General features: G+C 67.7%; 15 protein-coding genes. 7 read left to right on the forward strand and 8 right to left on the reverse strand.

The features are described 5' to 3' along the window. Window positions 1-53: 53 nt before the first annotated feature. From RAN53_RS03710 to RAN53_RS03720, 3 genes are all read left to right on the forward strand, one after another. Complete coding sequence (locus tag RAN53_RS03710) at window positions 54-2,687, forward strand: replicative DNA helicase (protein WP_321169815.1); 2,634 nt, start codon at window positions 54-56, stop codon at window positions 2,685-2,687. A 79-nt stretch (window positions 2,688-2,766) separates the two neighbouring features. Then, window positions 2,767-3,060: a hypothetical protein gene (locus RAN53_RS03715; RefSeq protein WP_305795472.1), complete on the forward strand. Its 294-nt coding sequence runs from the start codon at window positions 2,767-2,769 to the stop codon at window positions 3,058-3,060. A gap of 119 nt (window positions 3,061-3,179) precedes the next feature. Next, complete coding sequence (locus RAN53_RS03720) at window positions 3,180-3,482, forward strand: DUF6482 family protein (protein WP_305795473.1); 303 nt, start codon at window positions 3,180-3,182, stop codon at window positions 3,480-3,482. Between the two features lie 60 nt (window positions 3,483-3,542). Here RAN53_RS03720 and RAN53_RS03725 read toward each other — a convergent pair whose 3' ends face one another. Both RAN53_RS03725 and RAN53_RS03730 read right to left on the reverse strand, forming a co-directional pair. Beyond that, window positions 3,543-3,932 carry a thiol-disulfide oxidoreductase DCC family protein gene (locus RAN53_RS03725; protein WP_305795474.1) on the reverse strand — a complete coding sequence of 130 codons (390 nt, stop codon included), beginning with the start codon at window positions 3,930-3,932 and terminating at the stop codon, window positions 3,543-3,545. Then, window positions 3,929-5,542 (reverse strand): cryptochrome/photolyase family protein, encoded by a 1,614-nt coding sequence (locus tag RAN53_RS03730; protein ID WP_305795475.1) that lies wholly within the window; start codon window positions 5,540-5,542, stop codon window positions 3,929-3,931. The genes RAN53_RS03725 and RAN53_RS03730 overlap by 4 nt, the downstream gene beginning before the upstream one ends. Before the next feature lie 120 nt (window positions 5,543-5,662). On the opposite strand from RAN53_RS03730, the gene hemH reads away from it, so the two are divergent. Together hemH and ltrA are read left to right on the forward strand one after the other, a co-directional pair. After that, window positions 5,663-6,751, forward strand: coding sequence for a ferrochelatase (gene hemH, locus RAN53_RS03735; protein ID WP_305795476.1), 1,089 nt, complete (start codon window positions 5,663-5,665; stop codon window positions 6,749-6,751). 556 nt (window positions 6,752-7,307) lie between these two features. After that, on the forward strand, window positions 7,308-8,684 hold the full coding sequence (gene ltrA, locus RAN53_RS03740; RefSeq protein ID WP_305795477.1) for a group II intron reverse transcriptase/maturase: 1,377 nt from the start codon (window positions 7,308-7,310) through the stop codon (window positions 8,682-8,684). An 85-nt stretch (window positions 8,685-8,769) separates the two neighbouring features. On the opposite strand, the gene RAN53_RS03745 is transcribed toward ltrA, so the two are convergent. From RAN53_RS03745 to RAN53_RS03770, 6 genes are read right to left on the reverse strand one after another with little or no spacing between them, the layout of a single operon-like run. Continuing rightward, window positions 8,770-9,162 (reverse strand): Na+/H+ antiporter subunit G, encoded by a 393-nt coding sequence (locus RAN53_RS03745; RefSeq protein ID WP_305795478.1) that lies wholly within the window; start codon window positions 9,160-9,162, stop codon window positions 8,770-8,772. 9 nt (window positions 9,163-9,171) lie between these two features. After that, complete coding sequence (locus RAN53_RS03750; RefSeq protein WP_305795479.1) at window positions 9,172-9,441, reverse strand: K+/H+ antiporter subunit F; 270 nt, start codon at window positions 9,439-9,441, stop codon at window positions 9,172-9,174. Then, window positions 9,435-9,932: a Na+/H+ antiporter subunit E gene (locus RAN53_RS03755; protein WP_305795480.1), complete on the reverse strand. Its 498-nt coding sequence runs from the start codon at window positions 9,930-9,932 to the stop codon at window positions 9,435-9,437. The genes RAN53_RS03750 and RAN53_RS03755 overlap by 7 nt, the downstream gene beginning before the upstream one ends. After that, complete coding sequence (locus tag RAN53_RS03760) at window positions 9,929-11,437, reverse strand: monovalent cation/H+ antiporter subunit D (protein WP_305795481.1); 1,509 nt, start codon at window positions 11,435-11,437, stop codon at window positions 9,929-9,931. The genes RAN53_RS03755 and RAN53_RS03760 overlap by 4 nt, the downstream gene beginning before the upstream one ends. After that, on the reverse strand, window positions 11,434-11,778 hold the full coding sequence (locus RAN53_RS03765) for a Na+/H+ antiporter subunit C (RefSeq protein ID WP_305795482.1): 345 nt from the start codon (window positions 11,776-11,778) through the stop codon (window positions 11,434-11,436). Before RAN53_RS03765 ends, RAN53_RS03760 begins: the two co-directional genes overlap by 4 nt. Beyond that, window positions 11,778-14,606 (reverse strand): monovalent cation/H+ antiporter subunit A, encoded by a 2,829-nt coding sequence (locus RAN53_RS03770; protein ID WP_305795483.1) that lies wholly within the window; start codon window positions 14,604-14,606, stop codon window positions 11,778-11,780. The genes RAN53_RS03765 and RAN53_RS03770 overlap by 1 nt, the downstream gene beginning before the upstream one ends. A 222-nt stretch (window positions 14,607-14,828) precedes the next feature. Between RAN53_RS03770 and RAN53_RS03775 the strand changes: the two genes are divergently transcribed. Then, window positions 14,829-17,159, forward strand: coding sequence for a putative monovalent cation/H+ antiporter subunit A (locus RAN53_RS03775; RefSeq protein WP_305795484.1), 2,331 nt, complete (start codon window positions 14,829-14,831; stop codon window positions 17,157-17,159). Further along, entirely contained in the window at window positions 17,152-17,586 is a 435-nt protein-coding gene (locus tag RAN53_RS03780) for a Na+/H+ antiporter subunit B (protein WP_305795485.1), read from the forward strand. Before RAN53_RS03775 ends, RAN53_RS03780 begins: the two co-directional genes overlap by 8 nt. The last annotated feature ends 5 nt before the right edge of the window (window positions 17,587-17,591 follow it).

The raw sequence follows: 17,591 nt of genomic DNA on the forward strand, positions 1-17,591 counted from the left end.
GGGGTAGAATGGCGACCCCGCAATGCCCAGGGTGGACCATCGCCATGTCAGAGATGCTCGAGCACGACCAGGAAACCGCCGCCCTCAAGGTGCCGCCCCACTCGCTGGAGGCGGAGCAGTCGGTGCTGGGCGGACTGATGCTCGACAACCAGGCCTGGGACAACGTCGCCGACCGCCTGGTGGCCGACGACTTCTATCGCTATGAACACCGGTTGATCTTCAACGTCATGGCGGCGCTGGCCGAGTCGGCGCGGCCGCTGGACGTGGTGACCCTCTCCGAGGCGCTGGAGGGACGCGACCAGCTGGATACCGTGGGCGGCCTGGCTACGCTCGCCGAACTGGCTCGCAATACCCCCTCCGCCAGCAATATTCGCGCCTACGCCGATATCGTCCGCGAGCGCGCCACCTTGCGCAAGCTGATCCGCGCCGCCAGCCAGATCGCCGATGGCGCCTTCAGCCCCCAAGGGCGACCGGCGGATGAACTGGTCGACGAGGCCGAGCGGCTGGTATTCCAGATCAGCGAGGAGCGCCCCAAGTCGGGTGGCCCCATCGGCATGAGTGAACTGCTCGCCAAGGCGGTGGACCGCATCGACGAGCTGTTCAACATGAAGGGGGAGATGACCGGCCTCTCCACCGGTTTCCGCGACCTGGACGAGATGACCTCGGGTCTGCAACCCTCGGACCTGGTGATCATCGCCGGGAGGCCCTCCATGGGCAAGACCACCTTCGCGATGAACGTCGTCGAACATGCGGTAATCTCCAGCGAGAAGCCGGTGATGGTGTTCTCCATGGAGATGCCCGCCGATGCCCTGATGCTGCGCATGCTGTCGTCGCTGGGACGCATCGACCAGACCCGGGTGCGTACCGGCCAGCTGGAGGACGAGGACTGGCCACGGCTGACCTCGGCGGTGAACCTGCTCAAGGACAAGCAGCTGTTCATCGATGACACCGCGGCGCTGTCGCCCAACGAGATGCGCTCGCGGATCCGGCGCCTGGTGCGCGAGCACGGCAACGTCGGGCTGGTGATGATCGACTATCTGCAGCTGATGCAGATCCCCGGCTTCTCCGAGAACCGCACCGGCGAGATCTCCGAGATCTCACGCTCGCTCAAGGGGCTGGCCAAGGAGTTCGGCTGCCCGGTGGTGGCGCTCTCCCAGCTCAACCGTTCCCTCGAGCAGCGACCCAACAAGCGCCCGGTGATGTCGGACCTGCGTGAGTGCGTAACCGGTGACACCCTAGTTATGCTGGCCGACGGCACCCGCCGTCCCATCGCGGAGTTGGTGGGGCAGACGCCGCGGCTGTGGTCGGTCAATGCCGCCGGACGCCTGGAACCGGCGGTCAGCGACAAGGTGTGGTCGATGGGGCGCCGCCCCGTGTGGCGGGTGCGCCTGGCCAGTGGTCGGGTTCTGCGTTGCACCGCCGAGCATCGGCTGCGGGCCTGGGGGGGCTGGAAGAAGCTGTCGGAGCTGGGGGAGGGGGACCGCTTGGCCCTGGCCAGCCATCTGCCGGCGCCTGCGTCCCCCGAGCGCTGGGATGACGAGGCATTGATCCTGCTGGCCCATCTGGTGGGGGATGGCAGCTATGTCTCAGGTCAGCCGCTGCGTTATACCACCGCCAGCGAGGCCAACAGTCGAGCAGTGACGGAAGCCGCCGAAGCGCTTGGCTCCCGAGTCAGCCGCCACCCCGGGCGTGGCAGCTGGCACCAGCTGGTGATTGCTGGCAACGGCAATCGCTGGCATCCGGCGGGGGTGGGAAAGTGGCTCAAGGCGCTGGGCATCTTCGGCCAGCGCTCCCGGGAGAAACACCTGCCCGAAGGTATCTTCCGCCTCGGTGATGATCAGCTGGCGCTCTTCCTGCGTCACCTGTGGGCGACCGATGGCAGCATCACCCTGAGTGAGCGTGGGCGTGGGCGTATCTATTTCAGCACCGCCAGCCGCCGCCTGGTCGATGATGTGGCGGCACTGCTGCTCCGCTTCGGCATTCAGACCAGGGTCAAGCATATCGTGGCAAGGGGCGGTGAGGGCTGGTTCACTGCGGATATCTCGGGGGTCGAGCAGCAGCGCTGTTTCCTGGAGCGCGTCGGCGCCTTCGGTGAGCAGAGGTCTCGCGCCGATGAACTGCTGGCTCGGTTTGCCGACGTCATTCCCAGGCCCAATGTTGACACCTTGCCCCGTGAGGCCTTCCAGGAGGTCAAGGCCTTGATGGCCGAGCGCGGCGTCAGTCAGCGAGAGATGGCGCGACTGCGAGGGACGTCTTATGGCGGCAGCTCGCACTTCAGTTTCGCTCCTTCGCGCACGACCCTGGCAAGTTACGCCGAGCTGCTGGATGACGAGGCACTGAAGTCCCGCCTGGAGGACGATCTCTTCTGGGACCGTATCGTCGAGATCGTGGCCGTGGGGGAAGAGGAGGTCTTCGACCTGACGGTGCCCGGCAATGCCTGCTGGCTAGCCGACGGTATCGTCACCCACAACTCCGGGGCCATCGAGCAGGATGCTGACGTGATCGCCTTCGTCTATCGCGACGAGGTCTATAATCCCGACAACCCCGACAATCAGGGGCTGGCCGAGCTGATCATCGGCAAGCAGCGTAATGGCCCCATCGGCACGGTACATATGGCCTTCATCGGCCGCTATACCCGCTTCGAGGACCTGGCGCCCGACAGCTATGGCGACGGCTTCGGCGAGTGAGCGCAAGCACCGCGGGTTGAGCCGGGGCCAGGGCCCCGTATAATGCCCACCCCTCGAACGAGTACAGGAAGGAGGCAGCATGGCAGGCGGATTTCAGCGCGGCAATCGGCGCCGCACCCCCAAGCTGGAGGCGCGCGGCGAGCTCCAGTCCGTGGAGCGTGAAGGCCCGTTCAAGGAGTGGCTGGGCATGCCCGACCTCTACCGCTACCAGCTGGTGGTGGAGGGCGAGACCTACAGCTACCAGACCGAGGACGCCGAGTTGCCGGTGGCGGTCGGTGATCGGGTGGTGTTCCGCTACAAGGAGACCAAGGCCGGCAAGTGGGTCGACCGCAACTCCCTGGGCAAGGCGATCGATCCCTCCGACTATCAATAGCTTGTGGAACCCTCACAGGGCACCAGGGTCACAGTTTTGACATGCAGTTGTCACCATGGCGTCATCCCCTGGCGCCAGGCTGAGGGGAACTGCAACTACAAGACACCCTGGAGGGATCCATGGAATTTCACGACCTCAAGGCCTTCGCGGCCCATCATGACAACTACGAGATCCGCGTCATCGGCCATGCCGGCAGTCGCTTCTATCAGGTAGAGCTGGAAGATATCGAGGGGCAGCGTCATATGCTGACCCGCCAGGGCAAGCCGGTGCTGTTCCGCGCGCTGGACGACGTCTACCTGGAGCTCAAGCGAGCGGGCATTCACCGTGCCTACCTCGTGCAGCAGGTGCCTCACGACGAGGTGATCGGCCGCGCCGCCCACTATCAGGACCCGCTGACCTCACGCATGCCGCTGGTCTTCTGAGATTTGCATCGGCCTCCTCGGCCGGCCCCACGCTCGTCGATCGCCTCCCGGCATGGCGACTCACCGCCGCCCCTCCAGCCAGCGCCCCAGGTGCACCCGGCGGCGGGCAAACCATCGATACCCCGCATCCATCACCCCCGCCAGCCCGGGCAGGCTGCTCATCCACACCAGCCGTCGATAGCCGAGCACGGCGTAGAGCGCGCGGCTGGCGTCCATGCCGATATACCAGCGTCCCCTGGCGTCCTGCAGGTGCAGCCTGCCCATCATCGCCTCGAAGGTCCGGCCCAGCGCCGCGGCGTCGAAGTCCGGCGCCTGGATATCCACCAGTGCCACGCGCGCCCGGCGCGGATGTCGCGCCAGCCATGCCACCTCCCGCCGGCACAGCGGGCAGTGACCGTCGTGGTAGAGGGTGACCGGCGGGGTAGCGTCTAGGGCATCGCGGCGGCTCATGGTCTCTGCTCCTGGGGGGGCTCGCCGCGATAGCCGGCGAGGTGGCGGTGTCGTTCCTCAACGCCTCCCGCCTGGCGCCAGGCCGAGCTGCGCGGCAGCGTCGCCAGGAAGGCGTCGGCCTGGCCGCGGATGGCCGCGCGCTTCTCGTCGCTCATGCGTCGTAGCGAGCCATAGATCAGCTTCATGCGCGGATTGGCCTCGAGCCGCTCGGAGTGGCGCTCCAGGAAGCGCCAGTAGAGGCTGTTGAGCGGGCAGGCGTCGTCCCCGGTGACCTGCTTCGGGTCGAAGCGGCAGTGGCGGCAGTGGTCCGACATGCGATCGATATACTTGCCCGAGGCGCAGTAGGGCTTGGAACCCATCAGGCCGCCGTCGGCATGCAGCACCATGCCCAGCACGTTGGGTAGCTCCACCCACTCGCAGGCGTCGGCGTAGACCGCCAGGTACCAGTCGCACAGTGCCTCCGGCGACACGTCGCAGAGCAGCGCCACGTTGCCGGTCACCATCAGCCGCTGGATATGGTGGGCATAGGCGTTGTCGCGGGTCATCTCGATGGCGCGCCTCAGGCAGCGCAGCTCGGTCTCCCCGCTCCAGTAGCAGGCGGGCAGCGCCTGGTGCGCGGCCAGGGCGTTGCCGCGCTTGTAGTCCGGCATGCGCGTCCAGTAGAGCCCGCGAACATACTCCCGCCAGCCCAGGATCTGACGGATGAAGCCCTCCACCGAGTTGAGCGGCGCGCGCCCCTCGTGATACTCGCGCTCCACCGCCTCGCACACCTCCCGTGGGGAGAGCAGCCCCAGGTTGAGGGCCGCCGCGAGCCGAGAATGGAACAGGAAGGGCTCGCGATCGCTGATGGCATCCTGGTAGCGGCCGAAGTCGGGGAGCAGATGCGCGATGAAGTGGCGCAGGTCGGCCAGCGCCTGGCGCCGCGTCACCGGCCAGTGGAACCCCTCGAGGCGGCCGAAGTGCTCTCCGAAGTGTTCCGCCACCAGCGCGACCACCTCGCGGGTGGTGGCGTCCTGGCGGTGGCGGGGCGGCTCGGGTGACGAGACCCCGGCCGGCAGCGGCTCGCGGTTGTCGTGGTCGAGGTTCCAGCGGCCGCCGGCCGGGGCGTCGCCTTCCATCAGCAGGCCGCTGCGCCGGCGCTGCTCGCGATAGAAGTACTCCAGGCGCAGCGACTTGCGGCCGCTCGACCAGGCGGCAAAGTCGTCCGGGGTGGTATAGAAGCGGTCGTCCTCGAGGAGCCGCCAGGGCAGGGCGGCGTGTTCACGTTCGCGCATCGCCTGCCACAGCCGCCACTCCCCGGGGCGCACGACCCGGATCTCGTCGCAGGCGTAGAGCGCGGCCAGCCGCTCGGCCTCGGCCACCAGCGTCTGGGCGTTGTCGGGGTCGTCCAGGGCACTGTAGTGCATCCGGTAGCCGCGGCTTCGCAGCGCCGCGGCGAAGTGGCGCATGGCGGAGAGGACCAGGGCGATCTTCTGTGGATGGTGGGGCACATAGCGCCCTTCGCCTGCCACCTCGCACAGCGCCACCACGGCGTCGTCGGTCAGGTCGTGGAGGCTGGGAAGTGCCAGGCTGAGCTGGTCGCCGAGCACCAGCACCAGGGGGCGGGACATGGCTTGACCTCGAGTTGTACAAATATGCCTGATAGTACAACCTGATCGCCGCCGCGGCGAGGGGCCTGATACACTAGCCGCCTTATCACCAACCGCGCGCATTGACCAAGGAGCCAGCCCATGACCACCGCGACCCAGGATTCGGCCAACCCCGACATGGAGCGCCCCGGCAGCGGCCGCCTGGCCCATGCGCCGGATGACCATCCGCCGATTCCTCGCGCCCGGGTCGGGGTGGTGCTGGTCAACCTGGGCACCCCGGATGCCACCGACTACTGGTCCATGCGCCGTTACCTGAGCGAGTTCCTCTCCGACAAGCGGGTGGTGGACTACCCGAACTGGAAGTGGCAGCCGCTGCTGCAGCTGATCATCCTGGCGCGTCGCCCCTTCAAGTCCGGCGAGGCCTATCGTGGCATCTGGAACACCGAGAAGGACGAGAGTCCGCTGTTGACCATCACCCGGGACCAGACCCGCAAGGTGGCCGAGGGGATCGAGGCGCGCTACGGCGACCGGGTGATGGTCGACTTCGCCATGCGCTACGGCAACCCCTCCACCGACAGCGTGCTCAAGCGCCTGCAGGCGGCGGGTTGCGAGCGGATCCTGTTCTTCCCGCTCTATCCCCAGTATGCCTCGCCGACCACCGCCACCGCCAACGACCACGCCTTTCGCACCCTGATGGAGCTCAAGTGGCAGCCGGCGATCCGCACCGTGCCGGCCTACTTCGAGCATCCCGCTTATCTGGACGCCCTGGCCAACTCGGTGCGCGAGGCGTATGACGCCGCCGAGACGCCGCCGGAGGTGCTGGTGGCCTCCTATCACGGCGTGCCCAAGCGCTACCTGCTGGAGGGCGACCCCTACCACTGCCAGTGCCAGAAGACCACGCGTCTGCTGCGCGAGCGGCTTGGCTGGGAGAAGGACGCGATCCAGACCGCCTTCCAGTCCCAGTTCGGCCCCGAGGAGTGGGTGGGGCCGGCCACCGTGGAACATGTCGCCGAGCTGGCGCGCCAGGGCAAGAAACACATCGCGGTGGTGTCGCCGGCCTTCTCCTCCGACTGCGTGGAGACCCTGGAGGAGATCCAGGAGGAGATCCGTGACGCCTTCCTCGAGGCCGGCGGCGAGACCTTCACCTACGTGCCCTGCCTCAACGACCGCGACGACCATATCGCCGCGTTGCTTGCCATCATCGAGAACGAGCTGGGCGGCTGGGTCTAGCCGCGCGGGGAGTCTCCCTCGGAGGGGGCTTCCAGGCTGGCGCTTACCAGGCCTCCACGACAACGGGTCCGCCAATGGCGGGCCCGTTGTGTGGTGCGCCAGGCATGGCGCGCAGCGCCTGACTGGCGCTGTTCCCGAGGGTGGTGCCTCGGGATGACTCGGGGGTGAAAGTCCCCTGCACGCCCGGCAAGGGGAAGTGCTAGCCGACGGCAAGGGTGTCTCCCGCGAGGGAGAATCTGAAGGAAGCCCGAGGCAAAACGCTGGCCTGACGAACAGGAAGCGGATACGAGGCGGCATGGCGGGGTGAGATGGCCATACTCATCAAAGCCCAGTACTTGCACGGAACGCCATGACGTATATCCGACAGGCATAAGCGGGAAGGTCGCGCGTCTTACCCTGGGAGGTCTGGTGGTCTGCCACGGTGCTACCGGCGTCGAGAGGCGACGGGATGGGCCATCAGACGTCAGCAGAGGCCATAGTAAGTGCCGGATCACCGCGGCACCAAGGGCCGAACATGAAGAACCGCGAGTAGACGATGACGTCTCGAGGATCGATCGTGAAGACAGAAAGTGGCGCTGATACCGCCACCCACCCAGAGGGGCAGGGACAGTACCCCGAGTCCCGGCCGGTGGGCGTCGAGACGATCCCGGCGTCGTCATCGTGGACGAAAGCGGAGTCCGCCCCGCTCATGGAGGCCGTGGTAGAGAAGGCCAACATGGAGCGGGCTTACCGTCGGGTGATGGCCAACAAGGGGGCCCCGGGTGCCGATGGCATGCCGGCGGACCAGTTGGCCGATCACCTGAAACAGCACTGGCCGACGCTGCGCGAGCGGCTGTTGGCCAGTGAGTACCACCCCAGCCCGATCCGGGCCGTCGAGATCCCCAAGCCCAAGGGCGGGACGCGACAGCTCGGCATCCCTACGGTTACCGACCGGTTGATCCAGCAGGCGTTGCTGCAGGTGCTGACGCCGATCTTTGATCCGGGGTTCTCCGCATCGAGCTACGGCTACCGCCCCAGACGCAGCGCCCAGCAGGCCGTCTCGGCGATGAAGGGCCACGTTGCTGCCGGCCACCGTTGGGTGGTCGACCTCGACCTGAAAGCCTTCTTCGACCGAGTGAATCACGACCTGCTGATGGCGCGGGTCGCGCGCCGCATCCGCGACAAGCGCGTGTTGCGCCTGATCCGTCGCTATCTGGAAGCCGGGATGTTCCAGGACGGCCTGGCCGCGCCACGCCGACAGGGGACGCCCCAAGGCGGACCGCTGAGTCCGCTGCTGGCGAACATCCTGCTGGATGACGTGGACAAGGAACTGGAGCGTCGCGGCCACCGCTTCTGCCGCTACGCCGACGACATGCAGGTGTATGTCAGGAGTCGGCGAGCGGGTGAACGCGTCATGACCAGCCTGAGTGATTTTCTCGAGAGCTCGCTCCGGCTGACGGTCAATCGCGACAAGAGTGCGGTGGACCGGCCCTGGAACCGCGGGTACCTGGGCTACACGCTGACCCGGCACAAGCGGCCGAAGCTGACGCTGGCCAAGGCCAGCCTGCAGCGCCTGATGCAGCGTGTCCGCGAGATCCTCAAGCGTGGCAGGGGGCGCAACATACGGCGCGTTATCGAAGAGTTGACCCCGGTCCTGCGGGGCTGGGCCAACTACTTCTCCCTCGTCGACGTAGAGCGCCCGCTGGAAGCGCTGGATGGTTGGGTACGTCGTCGACTGCGTTGCGTGATCTGGCGGCAGTGGAAGCGCCCATGGATCCGGCGCCGCAAGCTACTGGCGCTGGGTCTGGACGACCAACGGGCGTGGAAGTCAGCGGGAAACGGGCGAGGCCCCTGGTGGAACGCCGGTGCCTCGCACATGAATCAGGCCCTGCCGCGGAAGTGGTTCGAGCGACTGGGCCTGATCTCGGTACTCGATACGGTCAAGAGGACTTAGTCGTTCTTCGTGAACCGCCGTGGTACGGAACCGTATGCCCGGTGGTGTGGGAGGGCGCTGGGGGTAACCCCGGCCCCTACCCGATTCAGTCGTGGCCACGGTCCGGGTGCGGCACCGGCTTCTCGCCGACCTCCTCGGGACGCAGCTCCACGGGGGTGCCGAGGGTCTTGTCCGCATGCTTGAGCTTCAGGTGCAGGCCGGTCTTGGCCAGCAGGTGGGCGCTGACCGGGGCGGTGATGAACAGGAACAGGGTGATCAGCATCTCCTGGATGTCGGGCTTGCCCTCGGTGCCCCAGAAGTAGAGCATCGAGGCGACCAGCATGCAGCCGATCCCCAGTGTGGTGGCCTTGGTGGGGCCGTGCAGGCGCATGTAGAAGTCGCGCAGGTGGGCCATGCCCAGGGAGCCGATGAAGATGAAGGCACCGCCGGCGATGAGGAGGAAGGCGATCACGCCCTCGAGGAGCAGGTGCAGCGTCATGGGAGCCTCCTATTCGATGATATCGCCGCGCAGCAGGTACTTGCATACCGCCACGGTGCTGATGAAGCCGAGCATGGCGATCAGCAGCGCCGACTCGAAGTAGGTCTTGGTGTTGAGCCATAGCCCCAGCAGCCCGATCAGTGCGATGGAGTTGATGTACATGGTATCCAGCGCCAGCAGGCGGTCGGGCATGTCCGGGCCGATGGTCAGCCGGTAGACGTTCAGCCCCAGTGCCGCCACCACCAGGGCCAGGCAGGTAAAGAGCGCGATCTCTAGCATTCGTAGATCTCCTTCAGCGGCCGTTCGTAACGCTCGCGGATGGTCTCGATCAGTGCGTCATCATCCTCCACGTCGAGGGCGTGGATCAGCAGCGACTTGCCATCCAGGCGCAGGTTGGCCGACACCGTGCCGGGCGTCAGGCTGATGGTGTTGGCCAGCAGGGTGATGGTGAAACGGTCCTCCAGCATCAGCGGGTACTCCACGAAGTGGGGCCGCAGCCGCCGCCAGGGGTTGATGATCAGCCAGGCGACCTGGACGTTGGCGATCACGATATCGCCGAGTACGCGCAGCACGAAGCGCAGCAGCAGGCCGGGCTTCTGCACATGGGGCTGGGCGTCCCAGAAACGGTGGGTCGCCAGCGGGATCACCACCGCCAGGATGCCGCCCAGCAGGAGATGGCCGAAGGCGATGCTGCGCACCATCAGCAGCCAGACGATCAGCAGCAGGATCGACAGCAGCGGGGTGGGCAACCAGGCGCGAGGCTTGATCATGGGGCGTCTCCCTCGGTGTTCAATAGCGTCCGGGTCAGCGACTCGGGACTCGCCAGCTGTTCGGCCGTGGCGTCGGTGTAGTCGACCAGCGGCCCGGCCAGGACCACCAGCAGCGGGGCGGCACCGATCAGCCAGGCAACGCCGAACCACTGGCGATGCGCCAGGCGCTGGCCATCGGCCTCGCCGGTACTGCGCCAGAACAGCGTGGATCCGGCACGGGAGAGGGCGATGATGGCGGCAAGCCCCGAGAGCAGCAGGATCGGCCACAGCCAGGCGCGCTCCGCGCCCTCGGCGGCGGCCAGCAGCAGCGCCTTGCCGATGGCGCCGGAGAGCGGTGGCATGCCGGCCACGGCGATGGCGCCGGCGAAGAACAGCACGGCCAGCCAGCCCCCCTGGCGCAGCGGACGCCCCTTGACCAGGCGGGTGCCGGCCTGGCCGCGCTGGGCGCCGATCATCTCGGCGAGCAGGAACAGCCCGCCGGTGATCAGGGTGGTGTGGATCAGATAGTAGAGCAGGGCGGAGACCGCCGCCGGGGTGCCGATGCCGATCCCCGCCAGCAGGGTGCCCACCGAGACCAGCACCAGGTAAGCCACCAGCAGGCGCAGGTCCCGGGCGGCCAGGACGCCGATCGCGGCGGCCACCAGGGTGCCCAGCGACAGCCACCACACCCAACCCTGTTCCAGGTCGGCCAGCGGGCCGGCGGCCTCGCCGAATACCAGCGAGTAGACCCGCAGGATGGCGTAGATGCCCACCTTGGTCATGATCGCGAACAGCGCCGCCACCGGCGCCGGTGCCGCGGCATAGGCCTTGGGCAGCCAGAAGTAGAGCGGCAGGATGGCGGCCTTGAGGCCGAACACCACCAGCAGCATCAGCCCACCGGCCACCACCAGCCCCTCGCGCTCGGCGGGCAGCGTGGCCAGTCGGGTGGCCATGTCGGCCATGTTGAGGGTGCCGGTGGCGCCATACAGGATGCCCACGCTGATCAGGAACAGCGATGACCCGGCCAGGTTGAGCACCACGTAGTGGACCCCGGACATGATCCGCTTCTTGCCGCCGCCATGCAGCAGCAGGGCATAGGAGGCGAGCAGCAGGACCTCGAAGAACACGAAGAGGTTGAACAGGTCTCCGGTCAGGAAGGCCCCGTTGATGCCCATCAGCTGCCACTGGAAGAGGCCGTGGAAGTTGCTGCCGCGCTCGTCATCGCCGGCGCAGGCGAACACCACGGCGCCTACCGCCAGCATCGCGGTGAGCAGCACCATGAGGGCCGAGAGCCGGTCGAGCACCAGCACGATGCCGAAGGGCGGCTGCCAGTCGCCCAGCGCATAGTAGGTCACCTCGCCGCCGGCGGCGCGGGCCACCAGGGCGATGCCCACCAGCAGCAGGGCGAGGGTGGCACCGACACCGATCAGGCGCTTCACGCGCACGCTGCCCTGGCGCTGGAACAGCAGCAGGATGCCCGCCACCAGCGGCAGTACCACCGGCAGCACGATCAGGTGGGAGATCATCGACGTCCCTCCCCGGCTTCATGCTTGCGGCCGTCGACATGGTCGTTGCCCGCCTCGCTGCGCGCGCGCATGGCGAGGATCACCACGAAGGCGGTCATGGCGAAGCCGATCACGATGGCGGTCAATACCAGCGCCTGGGGCAGCGGGTCGGCGTAGTCGCCCGCCCCGTCGACCAGCGCCGCACCGTCGGTGGTCAGGCCGCCCATGGAGAACAGGAAGAGGTTCACCGCGTAGGAGAGCAGGGTCAGGCCCACCACCACGGGGAAGGTCCGCGAACGCAGGGTCAGATAGAGCCCGCAGGCGGTGAGCACGCCGGTGGTGATGGCGTAGAGGCTTTCCATCAGGAGGACTCCTTGGAACTGTCGGGTGACGGTGCGCTTGCGCTGCTGGGTTCCTTGGCCGGGCGGTGAGGCGTGGTCACCTTGCCCAGGTTGGCCAGGATCATCAGGGTCGCACCGACCACGGCGAGATAGACACCGAGATCGAAGAGCATGGCGGTGGCCAGCTCGAACTTGCCGACCAGCGGCAGCGAGAAGTAGCCGAACGAGGAGGTCAGGAAGGGGTAGCCGAACAGCCAGCTGCCCAGGCCGGTCAGGGTGGCGACGCCCACCCCGGCGATGGCCACCGGCTGGTAGGGGAAGTCGAGCCGCTGCTGGGCCCACTCCACGCCGCGGGCCATATAGAGCAGGATCAGTGCCACCGCGGTGATCAGGCCGGCGATGAAGCCGCCACCGGGCTGGTTGTGGCCGCGCAGGAAGATGAAGGCGGAGACCAGCAGTGCCAGCGGCAGCAGCGCCATGGAGATGGAGGTGAGGATCGCCGGGTAGCGATCCGGCGACCACACGCGGCCCTCGCCGTCGCTGTGGGGCATGAATACCCGCAGGCGGTTGAGCAGCTTGAAGATCGCCAGCCCCGCCAGGGCCAGCACGGTGATCTCGCCCAGGGTATCGAAGCCGCGGAAGTCCACCAGGATGACGTTGACCACGTTGTGACCGCCACCGCCGGGCACGCTGTTTTCCAGGAAGAAGCCGGAGATGGGAGTGTTGCCGCGGGTCAGCACCGCATAGTTGAGGCTCGCCACCACCAGTCCCAGGCTGCCGGCCAGCACCACGTCACGCAGGTTGCGCCGGTTGGAGGACTCGGTAGGGGTCTTCTGGGGCAGGAAGAACAGCGCCAGCATCAGCAGGATCATGGTCACCACCTCGACCGACAGCTGGGTCAGCGCCAGATCCGGTGCCGAGAAGCGGGCGAACGTCAGCGAGACCACCAGGCCCACCACCGAGAGCATGATCAGCGAGATCAGGCGAAAGCGGTGGGTCACCGCGGTGGCGATGCCACCGAACACCAGCAGGGCGGCGCCCAGCAGGACCACGCCGTCGATGGGCTGGTTGCCCAGCGCGCCGGTCAGCCCGCTCATGCGCGAAAGGCCCAGCCCGCCCATCAGCAGCGAGGCGAACAGCAGCCAGGTCATGTAGCGCTGCAGGGAGCCACCGTCGAAGCGTGCCAGGCTGCGTTCGGACCAGCGCGCCAGGCGCTGCAGCGCCGCCTCGAACACCAGGCGGGCATCCACCGGGCCGAAGCCGCGGTGGAAGTGGCGCAGGTCGGCGTGTCGCCAGTAGGCGATGACGCCGGCGACGAGGGCAATGGCGCTCATCGCCAGCGGCAGGTTCAGGCCGTGCCAGATGGCCAGGTGGAACGCCAGGGGTTCGCCCAGCACCGCCTCCACGGCCAGGCCCAGCAGTCCCTCGGCGAGCACCGGTGCCAGGCCCAGGATCACGCAGAGCGCCACCAGCAGCTCCACCGGCGCGCGCATCAGCCACGGCGGCTCGTGGGGCGCCTTCGGCGGCCCCTCCTTGGCGGGCTTGAAGAAGACCGCGTGAACCAGGCGCAGCGAATAGGCCACCGAGAGGATGCCGCCCAGGGCGGCGAGTACCGGCAGCACCCAGCTGAGTCCGGCCAGCACCGGCGTCTCCAGGGTCTCGGTGAAGAACATCTCCTTGGAGATGAAGCCGTTGAGCAGCGGCACCCCGGCCATGGCCGCCCCCGCCACGCTGGTCAGCAGCGCGGTGACCGGCATGGCCTTCTTCAGGCCACCCAGGCGGCCGAGCTCCCGGGTGCCGGTCTCGTGGTCGATGATCCCGGCGCTCATGAACAGCGCCGCCTTGAAGGTGGCGTGGTTGAGGATATGGAACAGCGCCGCGAGCACCGCCATGGGGCTGCCGATGCCCAGCAGCACCGTGATCAGGCCCAGGTGGCTGACCGTGGAGAAGGCCAGGATGCCCTTGAGGTCGGTCTTGACCAGGGCGAACCAGGCGCCGTAGAGCATGGTGGCCATGCCCACCAGGGATACCACCGCCGACCACAGTTCGCTGCCGGCGATGGCCGGGTGCAGGCGTGCCATCAGGAAGATGCCCGCCTTGACCATGGTCGCCGAGTGCAGGTAGGCGGAGACCGGGGTCGGCGCGGCCATGGCATGGGGCAGCCAGAACTGGAAGGGGAACTGGGCCGACTTGGTGAAGGCACCCAGCAGCACCAGCGCCAGCATGATCGGGTAGCGCGGGTCGGCGAGTATCGCCTCGCCGCCGGCCAGGACGTCGTCCATGGCGTAGCTGCCCACCATGTCGCCCAGCAGCAGCAGGCCGGCGAGCAGCGCCAGGCCACCGGCGCCGGTCACGGTCAGCGCCATGCGGGCGCCCTTGCGGGCGTCGCTGCGGTGGGACCAGAAGCCGATCAGCAGGAAGGAGGAGAGGCTGGTCAGTTCCCAGTAGAGCCACAGCAGGATCAGGTTGTCGGACATCACGATGCCGACCATGGAGGCCATGAACAGGATCAGGTAGGCGTAGAAGCGCCCGAAGGGCTCCTCCGGCGACAGGTAGTAGTGGGCATAGAGCAGGATCAGCAACCCGATCCCCAGGATCAGCAGGTTGAAGAGCAGCGACAGGCCATCCAGGCGGAAGGCCAGGTCGAGCCCCAGGCTGGGTATCCAGGCAACGGAGAAGCGCAGCGCCTCGCCGGCGGAGAGTGCCGGCAGTTGTGCCAGCATCAGCAGCAGGGCCAGAACCGGGAGTACGGCGGTGGCCAGCGAGCAGAGGCGTCGTCCGCGGCCGGCAGTGACCATCGGCACCAGCATGCCCACCAGCGGCAGCAGGGCTATCCACAGCAATGTCATCGGTCGCTCATCCTGCGAGTGAGAAGTGAGGGGGAGGGCGCAGGTTGCCTGCTGGGCCGGAGGATGCAAGCGACACCGGGTCGCATCCCGTCCCTGGGGCGCTGGCCCGTCCACGGCGGTATGCCGTTTATCCTAACGCAAAGCGTTGTTTCACGCCCCACCCTTGTGTTTCAACACCTTGTGTGGCTAAGGTGATCCGATCGACCGACGGGAGGGCGCCGGATGCAACTCGCCGTGCTGGGAGGGTTCCTGTTGGCGGCCCTGGCGCCGCTGCTGCACCGCTGGTTCGCCGCGCGCACGGCAAGCGTGATGGCGCTGCTGCCCGCGGCCATCGCCGCCTGGCTGATCGGCCAGTGGCCCACCATCGTCGCCGGCGAGACGCTGTGGCTGGAGTGGGCCTGGGTGCCGGGCCTCGATATCACCCTCACCTTCATGATCGACGGCCTGGCGTGGCTCTTCGCCATGCTGATCTCGGTGATCGGCAGCCTGGTGCTGATCTACTCCGGGGAGTACCTCCGCGGCCATCGCGATCTGCCGCGCTTCCTGGTGGTGATCACCGCCTTCATGATGTCGATGCTCGGCCTGGTGCTGGCCGACAACCTGGTCACCCTGTTCGTGTTCTGGGAGCTGACCAGCATCACCTCCTACCTGCTGATCGGCTTCCACCACACCGACCTCGCCGCCCGCAAGTCGGCCCAGCAGGGGCTCTTCGTCACCGTGGGGGGCGGGCTGGCGCTGCTCGCCGGCTTCGTCATGCTGGCCCTGGCCGGCGACAGCTGGTCGCTGGCCGAGCTCAATGCCCGGGGAGATCAGCTCAAGGCGCATGCGCTCTACGCCCCGCTGCTGGTCTGCGTGCTGCTCGGCGCCTTCACCAAGTCGGCCCAGTTCCCCTTCCACTTCTGGCTGCCCAATGCCATGGCGGCGCCGACCCCGGTCTCGGCCTACCTGCACTCGGCGACCATGGTCAAGGCGGGCATCTACCTGCTGGCGCGGCTGCATCCGGCGCTGGGCGGTACCGAGCCTTGGGTGGTCACCCTGTCTCTGGTGGGGGCGCTGACCATGGCCAGCGGCGCCTTCCTGGCGATCCAGCACACCAACGTCAAGAAGCTGCTGGCCTACTCCACGGTGATGGCGCTGGGTACCCTGACCCTGCTGTTGGGTATCGGAACCGAGGCCGCGCTCACCGCCTTCGTGGTCTTCCTGCTCGGCCACTCCCTCTACAAGGGGGCGCTGTTCATGGTGGCCGGCATCCTCGACCACGAGACCGGCACCAAGGATGTCACCGCCATGGGCGGGCTGCGCCACGCCATGCCGCGCACCGCCCTGGTGGCGGCGATCGCGGCGCTATCGCTGGCGGGGCTGCCACCGCTGCTGGGCTTCATCGGCAAGGAGTTGATGCTGGAGTCGGTGCTGGGCGCAACGGACTACCGTGCGGTGATCCTGCCGCTGGCCTTCCTCGCCGCCTTCCTGACCCTGGCGGTGGCGGCCATCGTCGCCATCCGCCCCTTCTTCGGCCCGCTGCGGGAGACGCCCAAGGCACCCCATGAGCCTTCCGGCGGCATGCTCGTTGGTCCCGCCCTGCTGGCCGCCCTGTCGCTTGCGTTCGGTCTGGCGCCGGGGCTCCTCGACTCGCTGGTGGGGGCCACCGTGGCGGGCATCGGGGCGGGGTCGGCCGAGGTGCACCTGGCGCTGTGGCATGGCCTCAACCTGCCGCTTGTGCTGTCGCTGGCCAGCCTCGCGCTGGGGACGCTGGTGTTCCGCCGCTGGGATCGCCTGCGCTCGTGGCTGGCGCGCCTCGAGCCGCTGATGGCCCGCGGCCCCGAGGCCGGGTACGAGGCCCTGATGAGGGGGCTTGTGCGTGTCGCCGAGTGGCAGACCCGCTTCCTGCAGAACGGCTATATCCGCAACTACCTGGTGATGACCCTGCTGGTGCTGCTGGGCCTGGTGGGGCACGCCCTGCTGGTGCGCCACACGCCGGTCCTCTCCTTCGCGCTGGATCTCTACCTCCACGAGGCGATGGTGGCGGGACTCATGGTCGCCGGGGCGGTCGCCGCCTGCGTGATGCGCTCGCGCCTGGCGGCGGTGGCGGCGGTGGGGGTGATGGGCTACTCCATCGCCCTGACCTTCGTGCTGTTCAGCGCGCCGGACCTGGCCATCACCCAGCTGCTGGTGGAGACCCTGACGGTGATCCTGCTGGTGCTGGTGCTGTTTCGCCTGCCGCGCTTCGCCACCCTCTCCACCCCCGTCGAGCGGTTGCGCGACCTGGTCGTGGCGGGGCTGTCCGGTGGCCTGATCACCCTGCTGATGCTCTCGGTGCTCGCCGGTGAGCGACTGCCGCGCATCTCCGACTACCTGGTGGAGAACAGCCAGCCGCTGGGACACGGCCACAATATCGTCAACGTCATCCTGGTGGACTTCCGCGCCCTGGACACCCTGGGCGAGATGTTCGTGCTGGCGCTGGCGGCCATCGGGGTCTATGCCATGCTGCGCTTCCACGCCGAGGAGTATGAGGCCAGGAGCGCCTCGCGGACACGGAGGGGCGACGATGGTTAGATCGGGCACGCTGATTCTCAATGTGGCGGCGCGGCTGCTGCTGCCGCTGCAGCTGATGTTCTCGCTGTTCCTGCTGCTGCGCGGCCATGATGAGCCGGGAGGTGGCTTCATCGCCGGGCTGGTGGCGGCGGGGGGCTTTGCGCTCTACCTGTTCGCCTACGGGTGGCGCGCCCTGGGGGCGATGCTCAAGGTCTCGCCCCGCGACCTGGTGGGCATGGGGCTGCTGCTGGGGGTGGCCTCGACGCTGCCCGCCTGGTGGCATGGAGAGCCCTTCTTTACCGCCCAGTGGTGGACCCTCCCGGTCATCGGCTTCAAGGCCTCGACGCCGCTGATCTTCGATATCGGGGTCTACCTGGTGGTGCTGGGCTCGGTGCTCACTGCCATCACCGCCCTGGTCAAGACCGACCAGGCCGACGACGAACGCTGAGGAGA

It is taken from the genome of Halomonas sp. SSL-5 (assembly GCF_030708455.1).
In the GTDB taxonomy this organism is placed as follows: Bacteria; Pseudomonadota; Gammaproteobacteria; order Pseudomonadales; family Halomonadaceae; genus Halomonas.